At 40.6% G+C, this 24,098-nt stretch carries 20 protein-coding genes and 1 pseudogene; all 21 read left to right on the top strand.

Translation table 11 applies throughout. The features are described 5' to 3' along the window. Nucleotides 1-3: 3 nt before the first annotated feature. The 21 genes and pseudogenes from GGR21_RS02510 to GGR21_RS02410 all read left to right on the top strand — a co-directional run bounded on the left by GGR21_RS02510 (nt 4) and on the right by GGR21_RS02410 (nt 24,014). Complete coding sequence (locus GGR21_RS02510) at nt 4-465, top strand: YhcH/YjgK/YiaL family protein (RefSeq protein WP_183305601.1); 462 nt, start codon at nt 4-6, stop codon at nt 463-465. A 52-nt stretch (nt 466-517) separates the two neighbouring features. Continuing rightward, entirely contained in the window at nt 518-2,524 is a 2,007-nt protein-coding gene (locus GGR21_RS02505) for an alpha amylase C-terminal domain-containing protein (RefSeq protein WP_183305600.1), read from the top strand. A 124-nt stretch (nt 2,525-2,648) separates the two neighbouring features. Beyond that, complete coding sequence (locus GGR21_RS02500) at nt 2,649-3,623, top strand: type I phosphomannose isomerase catalytic subunit (protein ID WP_183305599.1); 975 nt, start codon at nt 2,649-2,651, stop codon at nt 3,621-3,623. Between the two features lie 109 nt (nt 3,624-3,732). After that, on the top strand, nt 3,733-4,692 hold the full coding sequence (gene hemH, locus GGR21_RS02495) for a ferrochelatase (protein ID WP_183305598.1): 960 nt from the start codon (nt 3,733-3,735) through the stop codon (nt 4,690-4,692). Between the two features lie 21 nt (nt 4,693-4,713). Beyond that, nucleotides 4,714-5,874, top strand: a complete 1,161-nt coding sequence (locus GGR21_RS02490) for a glycosyltransferase (protein WP_183305597.1) — start codon at nt 4,714-4,716, stop codon at nt 5,872-5,874. Between the two features lie 117 nt (nt 5,875-5,991). Continuing rightward, entirely contained in the window at nt 5,992-6,756 is a 765-nt protein-coding gene (locus GGR21_RS02485) for a ParA family protein (RefSeq protein WP_183305596.1), read from the top strand. A gap of 35 nt (nt 6,757-6,791) precedes the next feature. Next, entirely contained in the window at nt 6,792-7,700 is a 909-nt protein-coding gene (locus GGR21_RS02480; RefSeq protein WP_183305595.1) for a ParB/RepB/Spo0J family partition protein, read from the top strand. A gap of 28 nt (nt 7,701-7,728) precedes the next feature. Beyond that, complete coding sequence (locus tag GGR21_RS02475) at nt 7,729-8,430, top strand: DUF5683 domain-containing protein (RefSeq protein WP_183305594.1); 702 nt, start codon at nt 7,729-7,731, stop codon at nt 8,428-8,430. Between the two features lie 71 nt (nt 8,431-8,501). After that, nucleotides 8,502-9,755: pseudogene (locus GGR21_RS21100) on the top strand (transglycosylase SLT domain-containing protein); the annotation flags it as partial. A 790-nt stretch (nt 9,756-10,545) separates the two neighbouring features. After that, a complete protein-coding gene (locus GGR21_RS02465; RefSeq protein ID WP_183305592.1) occupies nt 10,546-12,786 on the top strand; it encodes a RelA/SpoT family protein in 2,241 nt (746 codons plus the stop codon). A gap of 138 nt (nt 12,787-12,924) precedes the next feature. Further along, entirely contained in the window at nt 12,925-13,392 is a 468-nt protein-coding gene (gene rimP, locus GGR21_RS02460) for a ribosome assembly cofactor RimP (RefSeq protein ID WP_183305950.1), read from the top strand. A gap of 5 nt (nt 13,393-13,397) precedes the next feature. After that, nucleotides 13,398-14,654, top strand: a complete 1,257-nt coding sequence (nusA, locus tag GGR21_RS02455) for a transcription termination factor NusA (protein WP_183305591.1) — start codon at nt 13,398-13,400, stop codon at nt 14,652-14,654. A 129-nt stretch (nt 14,655-14,783) separates the two neighbouring features. Next, on the top strand, nt 14,784-17,672 hold the full coding sequence (infB, locus tag GGR21_RS02450) for a translation initiation factor IF-2 (protein ID WP_183305590.1): 2,889 nt from the start codon (nt 14,784-14,786) through the stop codon (nt 17,670-17,672). 201 nt (nt 17,673-17,873) lie between these two features. Continuing rightward, nucleotides 17,874-18,395, top strand: a complete 522-nt coding sequence (locus tag GGR21_RS02445; RefSeq protein WP_183305589.1) for an OmpH family outer membrane protein — start codon at nt 17,874-17,876, stop codon at nt 18,393-18,395. Between the two features lie 72 nt (nt 18,396-18,467). Further along, entirely contained in the window at nt 18,468-19,295 is an 828-nt protein-coding gene (gene murI / locus GGR21_RS02440; RefSeq protein ID WP_183305588.1) for a glutamate racemase, read from the top strand. 123 nt (nt 19,296-19,418) lie between these two features. Next, nucleotides 19,419-20,510, top strand: coding sequence for a DNA polymerase IV (gene dinB / locus GGR21_RS02435; protein ID WP_183305587.1), 1,092 nt, complete (start codon nt 19,419-19,421; stop codon nt 20,508-20,510). A gap of 54 nt (nt 20,511-20,564) precedes the next feature. Further along, on the top strand, nt 20,565-20,780 hold the full coding sequence (locus GGR21_RS02430; RefSeq protein WP_183305586.1) for a hypothetical protein: 216 nt from the start codon (nt 20,565-20,567) through the stop codon (nt 20,778-20,780). Continuing rightward, complete coding sequence (locus GGR21_RS02425) at nt 20,777-21,223, top strand: nucleoside deaminase (protein WP_221232884.1); 447 nt, start codon at nt 20,777-20,779, stop codon at nt 21,221-21,223. Before GGR21_RS02430 ends, GGR21_RS02425 begins: the two co-directional genes overlap by 4 nt. Nucleotides 21,224-21,353: 130 nt before the next feature. After that, nucleotides 21,354-22,103 (top strand): NigD1/NigD2 family lipoprotein, encoded by a 750-nt coding sequence (locus GGR21_RS02420; RefSeq protein ID WP_183305585.1) that lies wholly within the window; start codon nt 21,354-21,356, stop codon nt 22,101-22,103. A gap of 139 nt (nt 22,104-22,242) precedes the next feature. Beyond that, the gene (locus tag GGR21_RS02415) at nt 22,243-22,752 is read left to right on the top strand and encodes a Fur family transcriptional regulator (protein WP_183305584.1); all 510 of its coding nucleotides are present in this window, start codon (nt 22,243-22,245) and stop codon (nt 22,750-22,752) included. Further along, nucleotides 22,749-24,014 carry an adenylosuccinate synthase gene (locus tag GGR21_RS02410; RefSeq protein WP_183305583.1) on the top strand — a complete coding sequence of 422 codons (1,266 nt, stop codon included), beginning with the start codon at nt 22,749-22,751 and terminating at the stop codon, nt 24,012-24,014. The genes GGR21_RS02415 and GGR21_RS02410 overlap by 4 nt, the downstream gene beginning before the upstream one ends. The last annotated feature ends 84 nt before the right edge of the window (nt 24,015-24,098 follow it).

Here is a 24,098-nt window from a genome sequence, read left to right as displayed (position 1 = left end):
GCTATGATTTTAGACAGTTTGAAAAACGCAGAGTTGTATTATGGGATACATCCTCTGTTTAAAGAAGCTTTTGAATATCTTAAGTCTGTTGACTTCATGAAGGCTGAGACAGGTAAGACCGAACTGAAAGGAAAAGATCTTTTTGTTGTGGTCAGCGACAGTGACCTAAGGACTGAAGAAGAAGCTAAAATGGAAGTTCACAATAAATATATTGATATACAGCTTCCGGTCAGCGTTGCCGAAACATATGGATGGAAAGCCCGCGGCGAACTGGAAAATGAGAGGGATATATTTAACGAAGAAAAAGATATTCAGTTTTTTTACGATAAAGGTACTACGCTGGTAACAGCCGTACCCGGCGATTTTGCCATATTTTTTCCTCAGGATGGACATGCGCCATGTATCGGTGGCGGAGGCAAAGTTCGCAAAGTAGTAGTTAAAATAGTTATGAATTATGAGTTATAAATTATGAATTGCCTTGAAACTCATAACCTATAATTCCTAAAATAATAAGCCCATGTTGAAACTAGTAAAGAACGATATATGGTTAAAACCATATGCAGAAGCCATAGAAGGACGTTACAATTATGTGTTGAAGCGGGAAGCCGATTTAACAAATAATGGTAAAGTATCATTGGCCGATTTTGCTTCGGGACATCTGTATTTCGGACTGCACAAACAAGCCCGGATGTGGATTTTCAGGGAATGGGCTCCCAATGCGACGGCGATTTATATGGTCGGCGATTTCAACGGCTGGCAGAAACAGGACGATTTTAAACTGAACAGGAAAGATAATGGTGAATGGGAGTTGAAGCTTCCTCTGGACAAGATAAAGCACGGCGATCTGTTCAAACTTATCGTATGCTGGTATGGAGGCGAAGCAGAACGTATTCCTGCCTGGGCTACACGGGTTGTGCAGGATGAGAATACAAAAATATTCAGTGCGCAGGTTTGGGTTCCGAAAGAATCATACGAGTTCAAAAAGAAAGCTTTCAAGCCGAAAACCGATCCTTTACTGATCTATGAATGCCATATCGGTATGGCTGCCGAGCAGGAAAAGGTTGGGACATACGAAGAATTCAGGACAAATATATTACCGCGGATAAAAGAAGACGGATATAATACTATCCAGATAATGGCCATACAGGAGCATCCTTATTATGGCTCGTTCGGATATCATGTTTCCAGTTTCTTTGCTGCATCTTCCCGCTTTGGTACTCCCGACGAGCTGAAGCATCTGATCGACGACGCCCACCAATTGGGGCTGGCGGTGATTATGGATATTGTTCATTCTCATGCTGTAAAGAATGAGGTGGAAGGCTTGGGGCGTTTCGATGGATCTTTCAGCCAATATTTCCATGAAGGTAGTCGCAGGGAGCATCCTGCCTGGGATTCACTGGTATTCGACTATGGAAAGAATGAAGTTCTTCACTTTCTCTTGTCCAATTGCAAATTCTGGCTCGAAGAATATAAATTCGACGGTTTCCGTTTCGACGGCGTAACATCGATGCTCTATTATAGTCATGGACTGGGTGATAATTTCAGTGGCTATCAGGATTATTATAACGGCAACGAAGATGAGGATGCGATCGCTTACCTTACCCTTGCCAACAAGTTGATACATGAAGTAAACCCCAAAGCGATCACAATAGCTGAAGAGGTGAGTGGGATGCCGGGATTGGCTACCAAAATAAAAGACGGCGGATACGGTTTCGATTACCGTATGGCTATGAATATCCCTGACTACTGGATCAAAATAATCAAAGAGAGAAAAGACGAAGAATGGCATCCTACCGGCATATTCTGGGAATTGACTAACAGACGTGAGGATGAAAAAACAATATCGTATGCCGAGAGCCATGATCAGGCGTTGGTGGGAGACAAAACGATCATATTCCGCCTGATAGACTCAGACATGTACTGGTATATGTCGAAGCATTATGGTAGTTCATATGCTACTGACCGGGGGATTGCCCTGCATAAAATGATACGCCTTGTTACAGCATCTACCATAAACGGAGGTTACCTTAATTTTATGGGAAATGAATTCGGTCATCCCGAATGGGTGGATTTTCCCCGTGAAGGTAATGGCTGGTCATACAAATATGCCCGTCGTCAGTGGTGGCTGGCAGATAATAAAGATTTGAAATATCATTATCTGGGCGATTTTGATAAAGCGATGCTCGAACTCATCTCTTCCGTAAAACATTTCGAAAAGACTCCGGTTATCCGGCTTTGGGATAAGGACGAAGACCAGGTGTTGGCATATATGAGAGAGGATTACATTTTTGTATTCAATTTCAATCCGAATAAATCATTCTTCGATTATGGATTCCTTGCGCCTGAAGGAAGGTACAAAGCTGTACTGAACAGCGATTCACATCTGTATGGAGGAAACGACCTGATGGATGAATCGGTGGAGCATTTTACAGTTCATGATGAATTGTATGCAAAAGACAGTAAAGGCTGGCTGAAACTGTATATCCCAGCACGCACTGCATTTGTTCTGAAGAAAATAGATTAAAATATAAAAAGGTCTGGTTGTCAGGCCTTTTTCGATAATAGAAAAGCTGTATTGTACAATAGCAAAAACTTTGACTACCTTTGTGTAAAGGAATCATGAATTATAATAAATATAAATATTTAAGATGAAATTATATCCGCTAAAATTTAAACCGATCCTCAAATCTATCATATGGGGTGGTAATGAAATCTGCAAATTTAAAGGTGTAACTCCCGAGGAAGAAGGAATAGGCGAGAGTTGGGAGATCTCCAGTGTTGAAGGCAATGTTTCTGTCGTGGCCAACGGAGAACTGGAAAACAAAAGCCTTGATGGAGTAATAGCAACATACAAAGAGCAATTGGTAGGAAAAAAGAACTATGAAACATTTGGAACGACTTTCCCTTTGCTGATCAAATTTATAGATGCCCGCGACAATTTGTCTATCCAGGTTCACCCCGATGATGAACTGGCTAAGAAACGTCACAACTCATTTGGGAAAACCGAAATGTGGTATGTGATTAATGCTGCTCCGGGTGCATTCCTTTATTCAGGATTTGAAAAACAGATGACTCCCGGTTCGTATGTGAAGAGTATCGAAGACAATACATTTGTAGATTCTCTGGCAAAACACGATGTGAAGAAAGGTGATGTGTTTTTCCTCCCTGCCGGACGCGTGCATGCGATAGGCGCAGGGACGTTTATTGCTGAAATACAGCAAACATCCAATATTACATACCGTATTTACGATTATAACCGCAAAGACGCAAACGGTAACGGACGTGAGTTGCATACCGAACTGGCTAAAGATGCGATAGACTTTAAGCTGTATGACGATTATAAAACATCATATACCAGAAAGGAAAACCAGCCGGTACTGCTCGAATCTTGTAAATACTTTACAACAAACCTGCTGGAGCTGACAAAAGATGTTACCCGTGATTATAGCGCGACAGATTCGTTCGTTGCATATATTTGTATGGGAGGCGCCTGTCAGATAAAAGACGATAAAGGAAACGAATTGGATGTAAAACAAGGGGAGACGATCCTTATTCCAGCCGATACAAAGAGTGTGCTTATCAGTCCGCAGGGAAGTGTTCTGCTTCTTGAAACGTATGTGTGATTAATTTAATATATCAAGATTTCAGGTTTCAAGATTTCAAAATTGGATAAATCAGTAATTCTGTTTATATAATGAAATCTTGAAACCTGAAATCTTGAAACCCAATCTTATGATAGGAATATTATTAGTCAATACCGGAAGTCCGAAGACATGTAAACGGGAAGATGTAAAATTCTTTATCCGTGCCATGCTCTCCGACCCTTATGTAATGACTGTTGCCGATTGGTTCCGTCCTGTTCTGGTTAATGGTATTATTCTTCCTTTTCGCCAGTTTCCTTCAACAAGGCATTATGAAATGATCTGGGATATGAGCTGTGATGACTCTCCTTTATTGCATCATGCGAAAAAATTAGCGGAAAAACTGGAACAGCAAACCGAAATACCCGTCGAGGTTGCCATGCGTTATGGCGAACCTTCGGTTCAGGCTGCCTTTGAGCGCCTTCTGGCTAAAGAAAGCAGGTTGCATGAAGTTATTGTCCTGCCGTTATTTCCGCAATATGCCGAATCTTCGTATAAAACGGTGGTGGATCATGTAGGTCAGGTTTTTTATAAACGGCCGTATCCTTTCCGTCTTAAATTTGTCGAACCCTATTTTGATCATCCTGCATATATTTCATCTTTGGCAGAAAGAATAAAACCATATATCGGAGAAGGTTTTGATAAGCTGGTGTTTACATTCCATAGTCTCCCTCTCAGCCATGTGGAAGAAGGGTGGAATAAAGGCAAGGATTTTGATTATGTGTACCAGACAAAAGAAACAATAAGGTTACTTATCAAAGCATTAGCCATCGATCCCCGCAAAACAAGGCTGGTTTATCATTCGGCAATGGGCAGTAAATGGCTGAAGCCCGATCTGGATGACACAATAAAAGAACTGGCCGGAGCAGGAACAAATAAAGTCATTGTTGTTGCACCGGGTTTTGCAGCCGACAACCTGGAAACCCTGTACGATATAAATATAAAAGCCCGTGAACTGTTTCAGAAAGAAGGTGGGACGGATTTTTCCTTTGTTCCGTGCCTCAATCACGAAGATTATTGGGTAGAGAGTGTGATTAAGATAATTACTTAACCGGAAAAACAGGCAGAGAGAATGAAACGGATACTTTTTTTTAACGATAGCCTTGTTATGGGAGGTACGGAAGTTCTTCTGGTAGATCTTTTAAATCATCTGGCGGCAAAAGAATGCGAGTTGACACTCCTGCTGCCCGAAATTTCGGATAAGGATGTATTGCTGAATAAGGTATCGCCTAAAATATCGGTAAAATATCTATATCCCGACAAATTATCCCATTTCAGGCGAAAGCTTAGCGAGAGCATGATGATCTTCTTACCACGGCTATATGCCCGTATAAAAGGGATAGACGAGGCTGATTATGACGAGATAGTTTGTTTCAAAGAAACTTTCTTCGCCCGCATTTTCTCAAAAATGAAAGTCCGGAAAATATTGTGGATTCACAATATTATATATAGGAGAAAATATGAAATAAATTCGTTCAGGGAAAGACTGTCGGTCTGGCTGAATATAATACAATTAAGTAAAGTTCAAAGATCATATGATTCTTTCGATAAAGTAATCTGTGTGTCCGATGCAGCAAAGAATGCTTATATAGACGTCCTGCATGAAGGAATGATGCCTAAACAGGATATTGGGGTATTGTATAATGCGATTGATCTGACGCAGGTAGTCGAAAAGTCGAAAGAGCCGATCCTGGATATTCCGCAAGACCGGACAAATTTTATACTGATAACCCGCACCTCACCGGAAAAACGTGTCGACCGGTTGATCAATGCTGCCGCCCGGTTGAAGGATGACAACTACAATTTTCATATCTATATCTTTGGAGATGGCATGGATAGCCCAGGAATGAAAGATATGCTTTCAAAAAGAGATTTGCTTGAAAATATAACATTAAAGGGGCGCGTAGATAACCCTTTTCCTTATGTATTGCAATGTAAATGGAGCCTGTGTGTGTCCGAGAGAGAGAGCTTCTCGCTTGTCCTGCTGGAATCCATGGCGCTTAAAACACCTGTAATAACTACCGATTGCGGAGGACCCCGCGATATTGTCGATGGAGGAAAATACGGACTGTTAGTCGACAATAGTACAGAAGGGGTTTATCAGGGGATGAAAGCTGTCCTGGATGATCCGGTTCTTTCTGTAAAATACAGCTCTGATCTAGATGAAGCTGTTTCCAGATTCAATTACAACGGGTGGTTGAATAAAGTGTACGACCTGCTGGAGCTTTGTTAGTTTATTAACAATAAGGCCGATTTTTCAACAAGAAAAACATTCTTACACAAATTTAACACTAAAATCATAGTTTTTATTCTTTAATTTGTCATCTAAAAGAAAATTAGAATTTTTTGTATGGGTAAAATAATTGCACTGGCCAATCAGAAGGGTGGCGTAGGAAAAACAACAACTACAATAAATCTGGCGGCTTCACTGGCGGCATTGGAAAAAACAGTTTTGGTGGTAGATGCTGATCCTCAGGCAAACGCTTCGTCCGGCTTGGGTATTGACATAAAGAAGGTAAATAAGACTATTTATGAATGTCTTATCGGTGCCGCATCTCCCAAAGACGCCATCGTGAAAACAGAAATAGAGCGTTTGGAGGTGATTCCCTCTCACATAAATCTGGTAGGAGCAGAGTTGGAAATGCTGAATATCGATAACCGGGAAAAACAACTGGCAGAGGTACTTACTCCTTTGAAATCCGATTACGATTTTATTCTGATAGACTGTTCCCCTTCATTGGGACTGATAACAGTGAATGCCCTTACGGCAGCCGATTCTATTATTATACCGGTCCAGTGTGAGTATTTCGCATTGGAAGGAATCAGTAAACTACTGAATACAATAAAAATTATTAAGAATAAATTGAACCCTTCACTCGAAATAGAAGGATTCCTGCTGACTATGTACGATGCGCGCTTGCGTCTGGCTAATCAGATATATGAAGAAGTGAAGAACCACTTTCAGGATCTGGTATTCACTACTGTTATCCAGCGTAATGTCAAGCTGAGCGAGTCTCAGAGTTTTGCCCAGCCGGTGCTCGTTTACGATGCAGCATCCAAGGGTGCGGTCAATCACATGCAACTGGCTAAAGAACTTATCGATAAAAATTCGTAACTTTGCATTCTATACTAAACCGATAAAGAATTGATATGGCTAAAAAGATGGTATTAGGAAGGGGGCTCGATGCTCTTATCACCATTGATGAAGTAAAAACCGAGGGTTCATCCTCTATAAACGAGATAGAACTGTCGAAAATACAGGCTAATCCCGGTCAGCCCCGTCATATTTTCGATGAAGAGGCATTGCAGGAATTGGCCGCTTCTATACGCCAGATAGGAGTTATCCAGCCTATTACGTTAAGAAAGACCGACGACGATTCATACCAGATCATTGCGGGTGAACGCCGTTACAGGGCATCGCAGATCGCAGGATTGACGACTATACCTGCATATATAAAAACAGCCGAAGATGAGGCTGTGATGGAAATGGCCCTGATCGAAAATATTCAGCGTGAAGACCTCAATTCCATAGAAATAGCTTTAGCCTATCAGAAACTGATAGAAACATACAGCCTTACGCAGGAGCAACTCAGTGATCGTGTAGGGAAGAAAAGGACAACAATAGCCAATTACCTGCGTTTGCTGAAACTACCTGCCGAAATTCAGATGGGTATCCGCGATAAAAAAGTGGATATGGCTCATGCCCGTACCCTGGTTACCCTGGAAGACGCGGCAGCACAACTCGAGGTTTATGAACTGATCCTTGAAGAAGGTTTGTCGGTTCGTAAGGTGGAGGAATACGTGAGGGCGATTGCCAAAGGCGAAAAGCTGGAAGACCTTCTTAAAGAGGAGAAAGCCGTTGAAGCAGTAAAAAGAACAGGGGTGAAAAAAGCAACTCCCGAAGAATTCGAGTTGTTGAAAACTCATCTGTCCAAATTTTTCTCTACGAAAGTGCAACTTACCTGTAACGAACAGGGAAAAGGAAAAATCAGTATTCCGTTTAAATCGGAAGAAGAACTGGAAAGAATTATGGCAATATTCGACCAGTTGAAAAAATAAAAAGGTTAATTATCCGTAGTAATTATATATGAGAAAGGGGTTGATTATTTATTTATTGTGTGTAGTGGGGATGGCAACTATTCCTTTACATGCGCAGAATTCTGAGACCCAAGATATAGTAAATGCCGAGGAAAAACAGGATAGTATTCCACCTGATGCGATTTCGCCGATAATCGGAGAAAAAAAAATAGTATTGAACGATTCTTTGAAAATAACTTTACCTAAAGAAGAATTTAAACCGGATTCAAAAAAAGCAGTCATATTTTCGGCTATTCTTCCGGGGTTGGGACAAATATATAACCGTAAATACTGGAAACTTCCGCTTGTATACGGAGGTGCCATCGGTTTGACATACGCTATTACCTGGAATGGTACGACGTATGGTGATTATAAGAATGCATATAGCGATCTGGTAAATGATGTTCCGGATGGACGGTATCAGAATTTTCTGCGCTATGGAATGACCTCTCCCGAAGACTGGAGTGGTGGACGTGAAGGGTTCAGGCAGTTCCTGAAACGGGGAAAAGATAGTTTTCGCCGCAACAGGGACTTAGCGATAATCGTAGCTGTAGGTGTATATGCCTTATGCATGATTGATGCGTATGTCGATGCTCAATTGTATGATTTTAATATGTCGCCCGATCTTTCGATGAATATTTACCCCGTTGTATGGGGCCCGTCTCCTACATCGAAAATGGCAGTAGGGTTGCAGTGTAGTATAGTTTTTTAATTTAAAAGTAAATAAGCAAGGCAGTCTTTTCATATTCCGTGAAATTTCTGTGATACCATAAAAAGACACTTATGCTGAAAAAAATATTTTTTACAGGACTCTTGTTCGGTAATGTGCTTTTCGCACTGGGACAGTCCGACCACAAAAGCTTAAAAGAAACCATTACCGATAAGGACATTACTTATCCTGTGGATATGGAGCGCAATTACGATCAGTTATTATCTGATTGGAGCAGAGATGTCAAATTCTCCGATAACTGCCGTTCTAATGATGATGGGGCTATTACATTCAACGACTCTGTTTACATGCAGCGGTTATATGCTTTGCCTACACAGATGGAGTTGGTTTTTAATCCATTAGTGAAGAGCTATATCGAGATGTATGCCGGTCGTAGAAAAGATCAGGTGAGCTATATGTTGGGCCTGGGGAAATATTATTTTCCGATGTTTGAAGAAGAACTCGATAAAGAAGGCTTGCCGTTAGAGCTCAAATATCTTCCGGTGATAGAATCGGCGTTGAATCCTATTGCCCGCTCCCGTGTAGGTGCTACAGGTTTGTGGCAGTTTATGGCCACTACCGGAAAAATGTATGATCTTGAAATAAACAGTTTGGTTGATGAGCGTAGAGATCCTCATAAATCAACTAATGCGGCAGTCAGATACCTGAAAGATATGTACGCTATATATGGAGACTGGAATCTGGTGATAGCGGCATATAATTGTGGGCCCGGCAATGTGAATAAGGCGATACGCCGCAGTGGTGGACAAACTGATTACTGGGCTATTTATCCTTATCTGCCTAAAGAGACGAGAGGATATGTGCCCATATTCATAGCGGCCACATATATCATGAATTATTATAACGAACATAATATTTGTCCGGCCGAATGCAAGATTCCGGCATCAGTCGATTCCCTGATGGTTAATAAAAATATCCATTTTCAGCAAATTGCAGATGTGATTAATGTATCGATAGACGATATTCGTGCATATAACCCTCAGTTTAAGAATGATATTATTCCGGGGGATTATAAAGCTTATTCCCTGAGTTTGCCTATGAATAAACTTTCTGCGTTTATCGACAACAAAGATGCTATTTATGCTTATCGATCGAATGAGTTGCTGACTCACCGCAAGATGGCAGGATTAGACGTTGTCGGCGGAGGAAGTTCTTCTTCAGGAAATGCTGTGACTTATCGGGTAAAAAGAGGAGATACGATGTCGAAAATCGCAGGCACGTATGGAGTAACCACTGCTCAGATCAAACAGTGGAACGGATTATCCTCAAATAAATTATCCGTAGGGAGGAGATTGAAAATATATCGTCCGGTTCAGGCCAAAGAAGAAGATACATCTACACAACTGGCTTCGAATAATGTTAGTACCACCGAAGAAACTACTGTTGTAGCTGTATCTGGATTGACAAAAACAGTGTCTGTTCCCAAAACTGTAACTTCCTACTATAAAGTACGTAAGGGTGATACATGGGCAGGGGTTGCACGTAAAAACGGAGCTTCCATAAATGATATAAAAAAATGGAACGGAATAAAGAATAATAGCCTTATTGCAGGTAAAAGCCTGAAAATTCAAAAAATAGAATATGTTCAGATAGAAGAAAAGGTGGAACTGCCTGAACCTGAGCTTCCTGTTGTATTGATTGATTCTACATATACAGCCAGTCTGATTGACGGATATATGAAAAAAATCGTACGTGACGAATCTACCCTGCCTATAGTAAGGATTGCAGCCACAGACGGGGATGATGAAGATCGGCGCTCATCAAGTGACGACTCCAAAATTATTTATCATAAAGTAAAAATAGGAGAGACCATAACTCAGATAGCTTCCCGGTATAATGTGTCAAAAAAAGATATAGTTACCTGGAACAAGCTTTCCTCCAGTATGGCAAAAGTAGGTCAGCGGCTGCTTATTATATTACCCGATCAGTCTGACGAAAGTAATGTTGTAAGCAGTAGGGAAGCTACAGCACACAGGGCGATATTATCTTCCAGTAATTAAAGAAAGAATAGAATTTAATATTTAAAATCAATTTTAATAGAGATACTTCACTCTATTAGGATTGATTTTATTATTTTTGTTTCCTTACTCAAAACTTATGGCAAAAGAGAGCACATATACTCAAGATGATTTGTTGGTTGAGCAAGAGTTCAATGCGCTTATTGATGATTACCTGAAGACTAACCATAGACGAAAAGTTGATATCATCACAAAAGCTTTCCTCTTTGCAAAAGAGGCTCATAAAGGTGCGCGCCGGCGTTCGGGTGAACCTTATATATTACATCCTATTTCGGTAGCCCGTATTGTCTGCGGCGAAATAGGCCTCGGTTCCACGTCTATCTGCGCCGCCCTGCTTCATGATGTGGTGGAAGATACGGAGTACACCGTAGACGATGTAAAAGTCCTTTTCGGAGAGAAGATCGCTCAGATAGTGGATGGCCTGACAAAAATATCCAGTGGTATGTTTGGTGAAAACGTTTCGGCTCAGGCTGAGAATTTCCGCAAACTGTTACTTACCATGTCTGACGACATTCGTGTTATTCTGGTCAAGATAGCCGACCGGTTGCACAATATGCGTACGTTAGGCGCAATGACCCCGGCCAAACAATATAAAATAGCCGGCGAAACTATGTATATTTATGCCCCTCTGGCACACCGGCTTGGTCTGTTTGCTATTAAAACAGAATTAGAAGAACTCAGTTTCAAGTGGGAGAATCAGGAAGTATATAAAGAAATAGAATATAAGTTACAAGCCACACACAAGCTGAGGACTAATGTGTATGAGCATTTTGCCGGTCCTGTTATAGAAAAACTTAACGAACTGGGTTTTAAATACGAAATAAGGGCGCGTGAGAAATCCATTTATTCCATCTGGAATAAGATGCAGGCAAAAGGAGTCCCTTTCGAAGAAATATATGATATTTTCGCAGTCCGCATTATTTTTGAGAACGAACCGGGTATCGATGAAAAGAAGCGATGTTGGGATATCTATTCCGTTATTACTGACATATACAAACTGCGCCCCGACAGAATCAGAGATTGGGTAAGCAGACCCAAGTCGAACGGATATCAGGCATTGCATCTCACCGTTATGGGGCCCGACGGGCAATGGATAGAAATTCAAATCAGAAGCCGGCGAATGGACGACATCGCAGAAAAAGGTTTCGCTGCTCATTGGAAATACAAAGAAGGAAAAATAGAAGAGGATACCGAGCTCGACAAATGGCTCAAAACTATCAAAGAAATCCTTGAAAGCCCTAGTCCCAATGCCATGGACTTTCTCGATACCATAAAACTCAATCTCTTTTCTCAGGAAATATTCGTCTTCACCCCTAAAGGGGAAATCCGCACTCTGGCGCAAGGTGCTACAGCACTTGATTTTGCATATGATCTTCATTCCGATATTGGTGACCATTGTATAGGAGCAAAGGTTAATCATAAGTTAGTGCCTTTCAGTGAAAAGCTTAACAGTGGCGATCAGGTTGAGATTCTTACATCGAAAACGCAACAACCTAAAGCCGAATGGCTCGGGCTGGTTACTACGGCAAAAGCCCGGACAAAAATAGAATATGCCCTGCGACGGATCAGGCGCGATGTGGCTAAAAAAGGCGAGGAGATTTTAAATAAAGGCTTTAAGGAAGCTGAAATGGAACTTACTCCGGCGATCCTTGACCGGATGATGGATTACTATCAAAAGGTAAACAAAGAAGAACTGTTTTATGCGATCGGGAATAATGATATCGCACTGCCTCAGCGCATTGATAAAATATTAAGCCTTAAAAAGCAAAATCCGGATAACCTGCTTCTTAAATATATGAAACAGGCGTTCCATGTAGTAAAAAAAGGGGATAAGGAAAAAGGTGAAAAGCCGGTTGAATATGAGCATATAGATCCAAAGAAAACATATATTCTCGAAGAAGACTCTTTCAATAAAAACTTCAAGATACCTACCTGTTGCAATCCTATTCCGGGCGACAAAGTGTTCGGATACCTGACCGATGATAATGAGGTCGAAGTGCATAGCATACATTGTCCTGTGGGGCTAAAACTGAAAGCCAGCCAGGGAGATCGCATTATAAATCTGGAATGGGGGAGTTATACTCAATTTCCGTTCCATACGACAATTACAGTCTCAGGGATAGACCGCATGGGAATATTAAACGAAATAACCAAGGTGATCACTGCTGGGTCGCTCAATATAAAAGGATTGAATGTGGAGACCAATGACGGTGTCTTTGAAGGGAAGATAAATATCTATGTGCACGATGTGAATGATCTGCAGGCTTTATGTTCGCGGATAGCAAAAATAAAAGGAGTAAAAGCCGTAAACAGAAAATAAAAGGATTACAGATGTCGAAGTATTGCATAATAATGATTAAAATTTTGGAGCAGGAAAATATTTTTATTACTTTTGCATCTGAAAAATAAAATAGAGGGAGAGGAGGCCGTGGCTTCCTCTTTCTTGTTCCTGAAAGAAATGATAGAAAAAGATCAGATAAAAAATATTGCGGAAGCGTTCATCGGGGATACTGGTATGTTCTTGGTAGATGTATCTGTGAGGCCGGGTAACGTAATCGTAGTTGAGGTAGATAGCGAGGAAGGGGTGAGCATCGATGATTGTATCTCTCTTAGCCGTAATATTGAGTCACAGCTGGATAGGGATGTTGAAGACTTCGAGTTGGAAGTTGGTTCGGCGGGTATTACTTCACCATTCAAGATTCCACGTCAATATCAAAAGAATATCGGAAATGAGGTGGAGGTTTTGACCAAAAACGGACAAAAACTTTCAGGAATATTAAAATCTTCGGACGAAGCAGGCTTTGTGGTAGTTGTAACAAAAATGGTAAAACCCGAAGGAGCTAAAAAGAAGGTGGCAATGGAAGAAGAACTTCCTTTTGCCTATGATGATGTAAAATATACAAAATACTTAATACGATTTAAATAACTGTTATGGCTAAAAAAGAAGTTATTAGTATGATCGATACGTTTTCAGAATTTAAAGAACTGAAAAATATCGACAGAATGACAATGATCAGTGTACTTGAAGAATCGTTTCGCAACGTAATCGCGAAACTGTTCGGAACCAATGATAATTATGATGTTATTATCAATCCCGATAAAGGAGACCTCGAAATCTGGCGCAACCGCACTATCGTGGAAGATGATCAGCTGGAAGATCCCAATACCGAAATATCACTTACCGAAGCACAGAAAATCGATGAGGACTTTGAGGTGGGAGAGGAAGTTACCGATGAAGTATTCTTTGAAGACTTCGGTCGTCGTGCTATCTTAAATCTTCGTCAGACCCTTACCTCAAAAATACTGGAACTTCAGAAAGAAGGACTTTATGCCCGCTATAAAGAGAAGATCGGCGAAATAGTTTCGGGAGAAGTATATCAGATATGGAAAAAAGAAATATTGCTGCTCGATGATGAGAAAGAAGAATTACTACTTCCTAAAACAGAGCAGATACCAAGCGACTTTTTCCGCAAAGGTGAGCATGTCCGTGCTGTAGTGGAAAGGGTTGATAATAAAAATAATAATCCGAAGATCATATTGTCGCGTACATCTCCTGTATTCCTGGAAAGATTACTCGAGCTGGAAGTGCCTGAGATCAATGACGGGCTGATCACAATAAAAAATATAGCACGCATACCAGGCGAAAGAGCGAAAGTTGCAGTGGAATCGTATGATGAACGTATCGATCCGGTAGGAGCCTGCGTGGGGATGAAAGGATCGCGTATACATGGCATTGTGCGTGAATTGCGTAACGAAAATATCGATATTATCAATTATACGCCGAATACCAGCCTTTATATTCAGCGTGCGCTGAGTCCGGCTAAAATTACCTCTGTAAAAATAAATGAAGAGGAAAAGCGTGCCGAAGTATTGTTGCGCCCTGAGGAAGTTTCATTAGCTATCGGTAAAGGCGGATTCAATATCAAGCTGGCCAGTATGCTTACAGGCTATACTATCGATGTGTATCGCGATATAGACGATTTCGACGAGGAAGATATCTATCTGGATGAATTCCGTGACGAAATAGATGGCTGGGTAATAGATCAGTTGAAGCGTATCGGCTGTGTGACAGCGAAGAACGTTTTGGCTGCCGACAGAGATAAGCTAATTCAGGAGGCAGATTTAGAAGAAGGTACAGTGGATGAAATCCTCGATATTTTGAGGGCAGAATTTACTGATGAGGAGTAATCTTAATTTGGTTATTAGCTTATTTCTTAATACTTTTGTATCCCGAACAGGATCTGCAAAGTTTTAGAAACGACAACATCAAGAAAAACGTATAAGTCCGCTGTTCATTTTTAGAATTAAAAAAAATATATGTCTATAAGATTAATAAAAATATCAAAAGATCTGAATGTAGGAATCAGCAGCTTAGTTGAATTTCTGCACAAAAAAGGTTTTGATGTAGAGTCAAACCCAAATACTAAAATTGACAGTGGGCAACAAGAACTTCTGATAAGGGAATTTGGCGACTCGGAAGATCTAAGAGCTTTCTTTGACTACAAAAAAGAAAAAGAAAGAGCAAAAGAAGTTCCGAAAGAAGAGGTGAAGCCTGAGCCTGAACCGGTGAAGGAAGAACCTGTTCAGACCGAAATAAAAACAGAAATTCCGGAATCGATCAAACCTCATGTGCAGGTTGTAGACAAAATTGATCTGGATGCATTAAACCGGCCAAAGAAAGTTGAACTACGGAGAGAGGAAGTTGTTGTTGAGCCAGAAGAAATGCCTGTAATAGAAGAAGTCGTTGAAGAGATAAAAGTGCAACCAGAGCCACTTCCCGAAAAAGAAGTAGAGCAAGTGATAGAAGAGAAGGTTGAGATAATAGAGGAAGCCCCGGAAGAAGAGATTCCTGCATCTGTTGTCATAGAAGAGACAGTTGAAGTTGAGCCGGCAGAGGAGGAAAAAGAACCTTCGAATGAAGTATTCAGACTGAATAAAGCCACAATTAAGTCTAATATCGTAGTTAAAGGTTCAATTGACCTGAGTTCGATCAATGACAAAACCCGTCCGGCGAAAAAGACCAAAGCTGAAAAACGGAAAGAACGACTTGAAAAAGAACAACAGGATCAGAAGAAAGTAAAGGATACTACAGTGCGTTTGCTGAAAAAAGAAACTGATGAAGAGGCTAAAAAACGCAAGGCAAACGAAGATAATGACGATAACGCGAAGAAAAAACGTAATCGTATAAAGAAAGGTAAAGTTGACATTGAAAAAGGTGTTCCACAAGGTGGCGGCGCAGGTGTACAGCGTCAGGGAGACAAATCGAAACATAGTCTCCGTAAGCCTATTGTTAAACATGTAGTCAATGAAGAAGACGTTCAGAAACAAATAAAGGAAACCCTTGCCCGGCTAACTAGTAAAGGAGGAAAGAGCAAAGGATCTAAATACAGGAAAGAGAAGCGTGATGCAATTTCTCAAAGACAACAGGAGGAACTGGAGCAACAGGAACAGGAAAGTAAGGTGTTGAAGATAACAGAATTTGTTACTGCAAACGACCTTGCCAATATGATGAATGTGCCGGTTGTTCAGGTAATATCTACCTGTATGAGCATAGGCATCATGGTGTCTATCAACCAACGCCTCGATGCGGAAACAATAAATATAGTTGCCGAAGAATTCGGATTTAAGACCGAATATGTAAGTGCTGAAGTAGTTGAAGCTATAAATGAAGAGGAGGACAATGAAGAAGATTTGGAACCTCGTGCGCCTATCGTTACCGTAATGGGACACGTAGACCACGGTAAGACTTCGCTCCTTGACACTATACGTCAGACAAATGTGATCGCCGGAGAGGCCGGAGGTATCACACAGCATATCGGAGCTTATAATGTGAAGTTAAAATCAGGTCGACGTATAACATTCCTCGATACTCCCGGACACGAAGCATTTACTGCGATGCGTGCACGTGGAGCCAAGGTTACGGATATTGCGATAATCATTGTCGCAGCCGACGATAACGTCATGCCGCAAACAGTGGAAGCTATCAACCATGCTTCTGCAGCAGGTGTACCTATTGTGTTTGCGATCAATAAAATTGATAAACCGGGAGCAAATCCTGAAAAAATAAAAGAAACTCTGGCTAATATGAACTACCTTGTGGAGTCATGGGGTGGTAAATACCAGTCGCAGGATATTTCTGCAAAGCAAGGGCTTGGGGTAGATGAACTACTCGAAAAAGTATTGCTGGAAGCAGAATTGCTAGACCTGAAAGCAAATCCGAACCGTCGTGCAACAGGTTCTGTAATAGAATCGTCACTGGATAAAGGGCGTGGATATCTTTCTACAATTCTGGTAGAGAACGGGACTTTGAAAAAAGGAGATATAGTTCTTGCGGGGACTTACTTTGGGCGTGTGAAGGCTATGTTCAATGAACGAAACCAGAATATTGAGGCTGCCGCACCTGCTGCACCTGCGTTAATTCTCGGGTTAAATGGTGCACCACAGGCCGGAGACATCTTCCATGTGCTGGAAACAGAACAGGAAGCCCGTGAAATAGCAACCAAACGTGAACAGTTGCAACGCGAACAAGGTCTGCGTACACAAAAGATACTTACACTTGATGATATAGGCCGTCGTATTGCGATCGGAAACTTCCAGCAGTTGAATGTCATAGTGAAAGGTGATGTGGACGGTTCGGTAGAAGCACTTTCCGACTCATTGATCCGACTGTCTACGGAAGAAATACAGGTGAATGTTATTCATAAAGCAGTAGGTCAGATATCAGAATCAGATATAACACTGGCTGCAGCATCTGATGCCATTATAATAGGGTTCCAGGTACGTCCGTCTCAGGCTGCAAGAAGAGCTGCCGAGAAAGACGGAGTGGAAATACGTCTGTATTCAATTATTTACGATGCTATAGAAGAAGTGAAATCGGCGATGGAAGGTATGCTTTCTCCTGAAATTAAGGAAGTGCAAACCGGGTATGTTGAAGTACGTGAAGTCTTCAAGATTACCAAAGTGGGTACAGTTGCCGGATGTATGGTTAAGGAGGGTAAGCTTAAGAGAGCCAATAAGATACGCCTTATTCGAGATGGTATAGTTATCTATTCGGGTGAACTTGGATCACTGAAGCGTTTCAAAGATGATGTGAAAGAAGTCGCTGCCGGATATGAGTGCGGTTTGAATATACATAACTATAATGATATAAAAATTGGTGATGTAATTGAACCATTTGAAGAAATAGAGGTAAAGAAAACGTTGTAATAAAAAAATATTACTTATCTTTGCATCATTAAAGAATAACCTAAAGAAAAACCAATTGATAGTTGTTGACAAGCAATCTTGCCTTGAAAGTCGGTGGTACTAACCATACCACCGAAACACACAACTATCAACAGGTTTTAAAGGTTAACTCGAATTCTTCGTCTGATTTAATAAATTGCCACTCTACAAATAGCAATAGTCATGATGAAAAAAATTATCTTTTCAATATTTCTTACATTTTCGGTATTTTATGCTGAGAGTATAGTTGCGCAGAGTGCTATGCAAATAGCTTTTATTAATTCGAATGAGCTATTAGAAGCCATTCCTGAGAAAGTAGAAGCTACAAAATTTATCAATGATCTGAATCAGAAGTATAAAGACGAATTGCAGGTAATGCAAAACGATTATAATAAGAAATATTCTGATTTTATTTCATATCAGAATTCTATGGCCGATAATGTACGTCTTCGCCGTATGCAGGAACTATATGAACTGGAACGTCAGATAAACAATTTTATGAAAGTCGCTCAGGAAGATATCAATCTTCAGGAACAACAACTGATAGTGCCTTTACGCAAAAAGGTGAAAGATGCCATTTATCAGGTTGGAATTGAACAGGGCTTTGTTTGTATCTATGACCTGGCAAATCCAGCAATAGCTTTTGTTACACCGGATGCAACGAATGCGACAGATCTGGTAAAGAAGAAGCTTGAAGTGAGATAACAGGAATCAGTATAACAAAAATATAAATGCTTCTTTCTACAGAAGCATTTTTTGTATAAAGAAATAAAATCGATGTTAAAACCAGGACCTATAGGCGTTTTTGATTCGGGCTATGGAGGGTTGACTATCCTTTCGCAGTTTCAGGCTCTTATGCCTGAGTACGATTATTTCTATCTTGGCGATAATTCCCGTGCTCCGTATGGTTCCCGATCGTTCGACATTGTTTATGAATTTACAAAACAAGCAGTACTGGCTCTTTTCGATAAAGGATGTAATCTTGTTATTCTTGCCTGTAATACAGCCTCGGCGAAAGCCTTGCGTACTATACAGCAAAATGATTTGCCCAAAATACATCCCGATAAAAGAGTTTTGGGAGTCATACGCCCTACTGCCGAAATTATAGGTGATATTACCAAAACGCGTCATATCGGGATATTGGGTACAGCGGGTACAATACAATCCGAATCGTACCCCATAGAAATAAATAAGCTCCATCCGGATATACAAGTGACAGGCCAGGCCTGCCCGATGTGGGTTCCCCTTGTCGAGAACAATGAGTTTGAAGGCGAAGGGGCAGATTATTTTGTAAAAAAGTATCTCGGCCACATATTATCTGCAGATCCGCTAATCGATACTCTTATTCTTGGCTGCACTCACTATCCGTTACTGTTGGATAAGATAAATTCATATCTTCCGCCAGAAGTAAGGGCTCTACCACAAGGTGAATACGTGGCAAGAAGCTTGCAGGATTATCTTTCACGTCATTCCGAAATGGAAAAGGTGTGTACGAAAGGCGGAACAGTGAAATACTATACCACAGAATCTCCACAAAAATTCTCTGAGACAGCTACCATTTTTTTAAATAAAAAAATAGATGTAGAACGGATTACACTAGAATAAGATAAGCTTATTTATCAATAATATGAGGTGAATTATTATTTACCTTAGTCTTGCTCTGTGAAAGATTAAAAGTGTAAAACTCCGTTTTTTTTCTTTCTTTTGTATATTCAAGGGCTTTGAACCATGCGCAAAATAATCCATATAGATATGGATGCTTTCTATGCATCTATCGAGCAACGTGATAATCCACAGTACAGGGGAAAGCCTCTGGCTGTAGGATATTCGGGGCCAAGGGGTGTTGTGGCTGCAGCCAGTTATGAGTCGCGGCGCTATGGGGTGCGCTCGGCTATGGCTTCAAAGACCGCTTTACGTAAATGTCCGCACCTTATATTTGTACCGGCACGTTTCGATGTGTACAAGTCTGTCTCACGGCAGATAATGAGTATCTTTTATGAGTACACCGATCTGGTAGAACCTTTGTCGCTGGATGAAGCTTTCCTTGATGTCACCGAAAATCATAAAGACATTCCTTCTGCTACGCAAATAGCACAGGAGATCAAACAAAAAATATATGAAGCAACTCACCTTACAGCTTCTGCCGGGGTGTCATTCAATAAATTCCTGGCCAAAATAGCATCTGATCAAAACAAACCCAATGGATTGTTTGTAGTAAAGCCAAAAATAGCCGAAAAATTTGTAGAGTCACTACCAATCGAAAGATTTTTTGGGGTAGGGAAGGTTACTGCAACACACATGCATGAATTGGGCATAAAAACAGGATGGGATCTGAAACAGCGTACCGAGCAGGAGTTAGTCGCTCATTTTGGTAAAGCAGGCCATATTTATTATCAAAATGCAAGGGCGATAGACGACCGTCCTGTGGAATCGTACCGCATACGTAAATCTATAAGTTCCGAAACTACATTCGACAGGGATATTGATGATCTTGATGAATTAGCCCTCGAATTGGATATTGTAGCGCGCGATGCATTTGAAGATATAAAGAAAAAGAGTTTTAAAGGAAGGACGATCACCCTGAAAATAAAATATGCAGATTTCAAAATTATTACACGCAGTAGGACTTTTCCCGATCCGGTAACGGAATATCCGGATTTTTACAAAGCTGGATTTGAACTGCTTCAGAATGTAGACCTTTCTCCAAAAGTGAGACTGATAGGCCTCGGTCTTAAAAATAATGAAGAAGAAACTAATTGGAGCGGAGCTATCCAGCTGAGAATTAATTTTGAAGAAAACGAACCGGAAGCCCGTGAGTGAATATTCTATGCAAAATCCTTTCAGATATTAGGATAAGTGCGTACTTTTGCAAAAATGAAACCAAAAAAGAAAGGGATACACGGCAACAGGACGAAACATCTTCTTTTTTCTCTCAACGAGGAAGAATATGCCCTTATATCTTCGTATATGAAAAAATATAAGATCGCGAACCGTTCCCGCTGGTGCAGAGAGACTCTTATAGCTCATATATTGAAGAATCTCGATCAGGATTACCCCACGCTTTTTGGTGAAAATGAAATGCGCCGATGATCGGTACGATACTCAATGACGAATACTACATGCGTCAGGCGCTTAATGAAGCCCGTATTGCATTCGACAAAGATGAAGTTCCCATAGGGGCTGTCGTAGTTTGCAGGGGGAGGATCATTGCCCGTGCACATAATCTTACAGAAACCCTTAACGATGTGACAGCACATGCCGAGATGCAGGCTATAACCGCCGCTGCTAATGTATTAGGCGGCAAATATCTTGAAAACTGTACTTTGTATGTCACTGTAGAACCATGTCCAATGTGTGCAGGAGGCTTGTTGTGGTCGCAGATTCCAAAGATCGTATATGGTGCAAAGGATGAAAAACGAGGATACTCTATCTATTCACCGTCGATACTCCATGTAAAAACGCAGATTATCTCCGGTATTTTAGCAGAAGAAAGCGCTGCTTTATTAAAACAATTCTTTCACAACAAGAGGTAAGTTTCTGATATATAGACTATATTTGCTTCGTTAACATTTATTTTGATTCGTCTATGCAACATGGCACGTAAATTGTGCATCTTATATATGTAGACTATCAAATCAACAGATTTATTAAATTAATAATGAAATGAAAAAGTATATAAAACTATTTTCAGTATTGATATTGTCTTCAATTTTAGCTTTGGGATATATTTCGTGTTCCGACGATGATTATTCATTGGACAAATATTGGGTAAGCATTGCTACTGTCAATAAAATAGGAGATAATACATACGATTTTACTTTAGATAACGGTGATAAATTGTGGATAGCTGCGCCGGCAGGATTGAACCTGAACCCTAAATATAGTAGGGCAATCATAAATTACACTATACTGTCGGACGAAAAGGACGGGTATGATCACTATATACGATTGAACCGTTATTCTGAGATACTAACTAAGGAGCCGGTTTATATTGCTTCCGATGATGAAGTAAAACAGGACAGTATCGGCAATGATTATATCAAGGTGCATTCCATGTGGGAAGGCGGAGGCTATCTGAATATCCGTTTCGGGTATAATGTAGGGGAAAAGGCTGCGCACATGCTTAACCTTCTCTCGGATAAAGAAGATTTAGGCCTGAATGATGATGTGGTGAAACTGGAATTCCGTCATAACAAGAACGGTGATCCTGAATACTACAAGGCTGACGGTTATGTGAGTTTCGACCTTTCTCCGTATAAAGAAGCAGGAAAAGAAGAAGTGATTTTTGAAATATCCTGGACTGACTTTAACGGTGAAAAGAAAACCAAGACGATAGAATATAAATTGAGTGGAGGAGAAACTCAACCAGACGTAGAAGAAACAACAGAAAATACTAACCTGAATATTTATTAATATTCTTTTTGATTTCCTTTCGGAAAAGAGAGCTCGGGAGAGTTCTCTTTTTCTTTTTTAGGAAATTCTTACGATATACTGTCATATATTCTTTAAAAAAGATGTATTTTTGCTCATACCCTATTATATTAATATATACATGGATAATTTAAAACTAAAGGATCAGGTAAAAAGTGAATTTACAGAATACCTGAACCTGCATAAGCATCGCAAAACTCCTGAAAGATATGCCATACTGGAGCATATTTATTCAACCAAAGGACATTTTGACATGGATTCGTTGTACAATTCCATGATGGATTCCAGTTTCAGGGTTAGCCGTGCTACACTTTACAATACTATCGAATTATTATTGGATTGCGGGCTGGTTGTCAGGCATCAGTTTGGAGCCAATGTGTCTCAGTATGAAAGGGCATACGGAAACGAAAACCATGACCATCTGATATGCCTGAATTGCGGCGAGGTAAAAGAGCATAAAAACGGTAATCTGTTTACTCCTGCGCAGCAAAAAAAGTTACAGCGTTTCAAGGTTAGCTATTACAGCATGTATATTTATGGAGTTTGTAATAAATGTATGCGGGCGAAGAGAGCCGAAGAGAAAAAAAATAAAATTGTAGAAAATAAAAACACACGCATTAAAAAGAAATGAAAGTAGACGTATTGTTAGGGTTGCAATGGGGTGACGAAGGAAAAGGAAAGATTGTAGACGTACTTACTCCCCAATATGAAGTTGTAGCCCGTTTTCAGGGTGGGCCAAATGCAGGACACACACTCGAATTTGAAGGAAAGAAATATGTCCTCAGATCGGTTCCGTCCGGTATTTTTCAGGGAGATAAAATAAATATTATAGGAAACGGGGTAGTGCTCGATCCTGCTCTGTTCAGAGGAGAAATAGAGTCTTTGGAGGCTTCGGGGCACGATTTGAAGCGACGTTTGCTTATATCAAAGAAAGCCCATCTTATTTTGCCGACTCACCGGTTACTTGATGCCTGCTACGAAGCGGCCAAAGGCGAGTCTAAGATAGGAACAACAGGAAAAGGCATCGGCCCTACATATACTGACAAAATTGGTCGTAACGGACTTCGTGTGGGAGATCTGTTGCATAACTTTGATGAAAAATATGAGATTGCCAAGAAAAAACATCTTCGTATACTTAATCAGTATAATTTCGATATCTCGGCATTGGATGAAATAGAAGAAGATTGGTTCTCGGGTGTTGAAAAACTCAGGGAATTTACCTTTATCGACAGCGAACACTATATCAACAATGCGATAACTGCCAATAAAAAAATTCTGGCCGAAGGAGCGCAGGGCACAATGCTTGATATCGATTTCGGTTCTTATCCGTTTGTAACTTCCTCCAATACCGTTACGGCCGGAGCTTGTACAGGTTTAGGTATCGCCCCCCGCGAGATAGGAGAGGTGTATGGTATTTTTAAGGCATATTGTACCCGTGTAGGTAGCGGGCCTTTCCCTACCGAGTTGTTTGATGAAACAGGAGATAAACTTCGTAAATTCGGATTCGAATTCGGTTCGGTGACTGGTCGTCCTCGTCGTTGTGGTTGGATCGACCTGGTAGCGCTTCGCTATGCTATTATGGTAGACGGCGTAACTCAACTTATTATGATGAAAAGTGATGTCCTCGATACTTTCGACACCATAAAGGTATGTGTGGCTTATGAGATAAACGGAGAGCAGACAATTGACTTCCCGTACGACATTGATAATAATGTGAAGCCTGTCTATGTAAGCATGAAAGGATGGCAGGCAGATATGACAAGAATGCGCAAAGAAGAAGAATTCCCTCAGGAGTTCAATGAATATGTCGCTTTTCTTGAAAGGGAATTGAATGTACCTATCAGTATTGTGTCAATCGGGCCTGACAGAGAGCAGACCATAATTAGGAAATAAAAAGCTTTTTTGTGAATAGAAATAAAGGTTTAAAACTTAATTGGCATATTATTTGTTGATTAGCTATTAAGATAAACTTTTAAA

It is taken from the genome of Dysgonomonas hofstadii (genome assembly GCF_014196915.1).
In the GTDB taxonomy this organism is placed as follows: domain Bacteria; phylum Bacteroidota; class Bacteroidia; order Bacteroidales; family Dysgonomonadaceae; genus Dysgonomonas; species Dysgonomonas hofstadii.
The sequence above is the reverse complement of the archived record's forward strand: the minus strand, read 5'-3'. Positions and strand labels throughout refer to the sequence as shown.

What these genes read in the sequence shown, in the direction of transcription:
- rimP (WP_183305950.1), top strand. Translation starts at nt 12,925, where the DNA reads ATGATAGAAAAAGATCAGATAAAAAATATTGCGGAAGCGTTCATCGGG.
- GGR21_RS02410 (WP_183305583.1), top strand. Translation starts at nt 22,749, where the DNA reads ATGAAAGTAGACGTATTGTTAGGGTTGCAATGGGGTGACGAAGGAAAA.
- GGR21_RS02475 (WP_183305594.1), top strand. Translation starts at nt 7,729, where the DNA reads ATGAGAAAGGGGTTGATTATTTATTTATTGTGTGTAGTGGGGATGGCA.
- GGR21_RS02430 (WP_183305586.1), top strand. Translation starts at nt 20,565, where the DNA reads ATGAAACCAAAAAAGAAAGGGATACACGGCAACAGGACGAAACATCTT.
- GGR21_RS02505 (WP_183305600.1), top strand. Translation starts at nt 518, where the DNA reads ATGTTGAAACTAGTAAAGAACGATATATGGTTAAAACCATATGCAGAA.
- GGR21_RS02490 (WP_183305597.1), top strand. Translation starts at nt 4,714, where the DNA reads ATGAAACGGATACTTTTTTTTAACGATAGCCTTGTTATGGGAGGTACG.
- GGR21_RS02445 (WP_183305589.1), top strand. Translation starts at nt 17,874, where the DNA reads ATGATGAAAAAAATTATCTTTTCAATATTTCTTACATTTTCGGTATTT.
- murI (WP_183305588.1), top strand. Translation starts at nt 18,468, where the DNA reads ATGTTAAAACCAGGACCTATAGGCGTTTTTGATTCGGGCTATGGAGGG.
- GGR21_RS02425 (WP_221232884.1), top strand. Translation starts at nt 20,777, where the DNA reads ATGATCGGTACGATACTCAATGACGAATACTACATGCGTCAGGCGCTT.
- nusA (WP_183305591.1), top strand. Translation starts at nt 13,398, where the DNA reads ATGGCTAAAAAAGAAGTTATTAGTATGATCGATACGTTTTCAGAATTT.
- infB (WP_183305590.1), top strand. Translation starts at nt 14,784, where the DNA reads ATGTCTATAAGATTAATAAAAATATCAAAAGATCTGAATGTAGGAATC.
- hemH (WP_183305598.1), top strand. Translation starts at nt 3,733, where the DNA reads ATGATAGGAATATTATTAGTCAATACCGGAAGTCCGAAGACATGTAAA.
- GGR21_RS02415 (WP_183305584.1), top strand. Translation starts at nt 22,243, where the DNA reads ATGGATAATTTAAAACTAAAGGATCAGGTAAAAAGTGAATTTACAGAA.
- GGR21_RS02510 (WP_183305601.1), top strand. Translation starts at nt 4, where the DNA reads ATGATTTTAGACAGTTTGAAAAACGCAGAGTTGTATTATGGGATACAT.
- GGR21_RS02420 (WP_183305585.1), top strand. Translation starts at nt 21,354, where the DNA reads ATGAAAAAGTATATAAAACTATTTTCAGTATTGATATTGTCTTCAATT.
- GGR21_RS02480 (WP_183305595.1), top strand. Translation starts at nt 6,792, where the DNA reads ATGGCTAAAAAGATGGTATTAGGAAGGGGGCTCGATGCTCTTATCACC.
- dinB (WP_183305587.1), top strand. Translation starts at nt 19,419, where the DNA reads ATGCGCAAAATAATCCATATAGATATGGATGCTTTCTATGCATCTATC.
- GGR21_RS02485 (WP_183305596.1), top strand. Translation starts at nt 5,992, where the DNA reads ATGGGTAAAATAATTGCACTGGCCAATCAGAAGGGTGGCGTAGGAAAA.
- GGR21_RS02465 (WP_183305592.1), top strand. Translation starts at nt 10,546, where the DNA reads ATGGCAAAAGAGAGCACATATACTCAAGATGATTTGTTGGTTGAGCAA.
- GGR21_RS02500 (WP_183305599.1), top strand. Translation starts at nt 2,649, where the DNA reads ATGAAATTATATCCGCTAAAATTTAAACCGATCCTCAAATCTATCATA.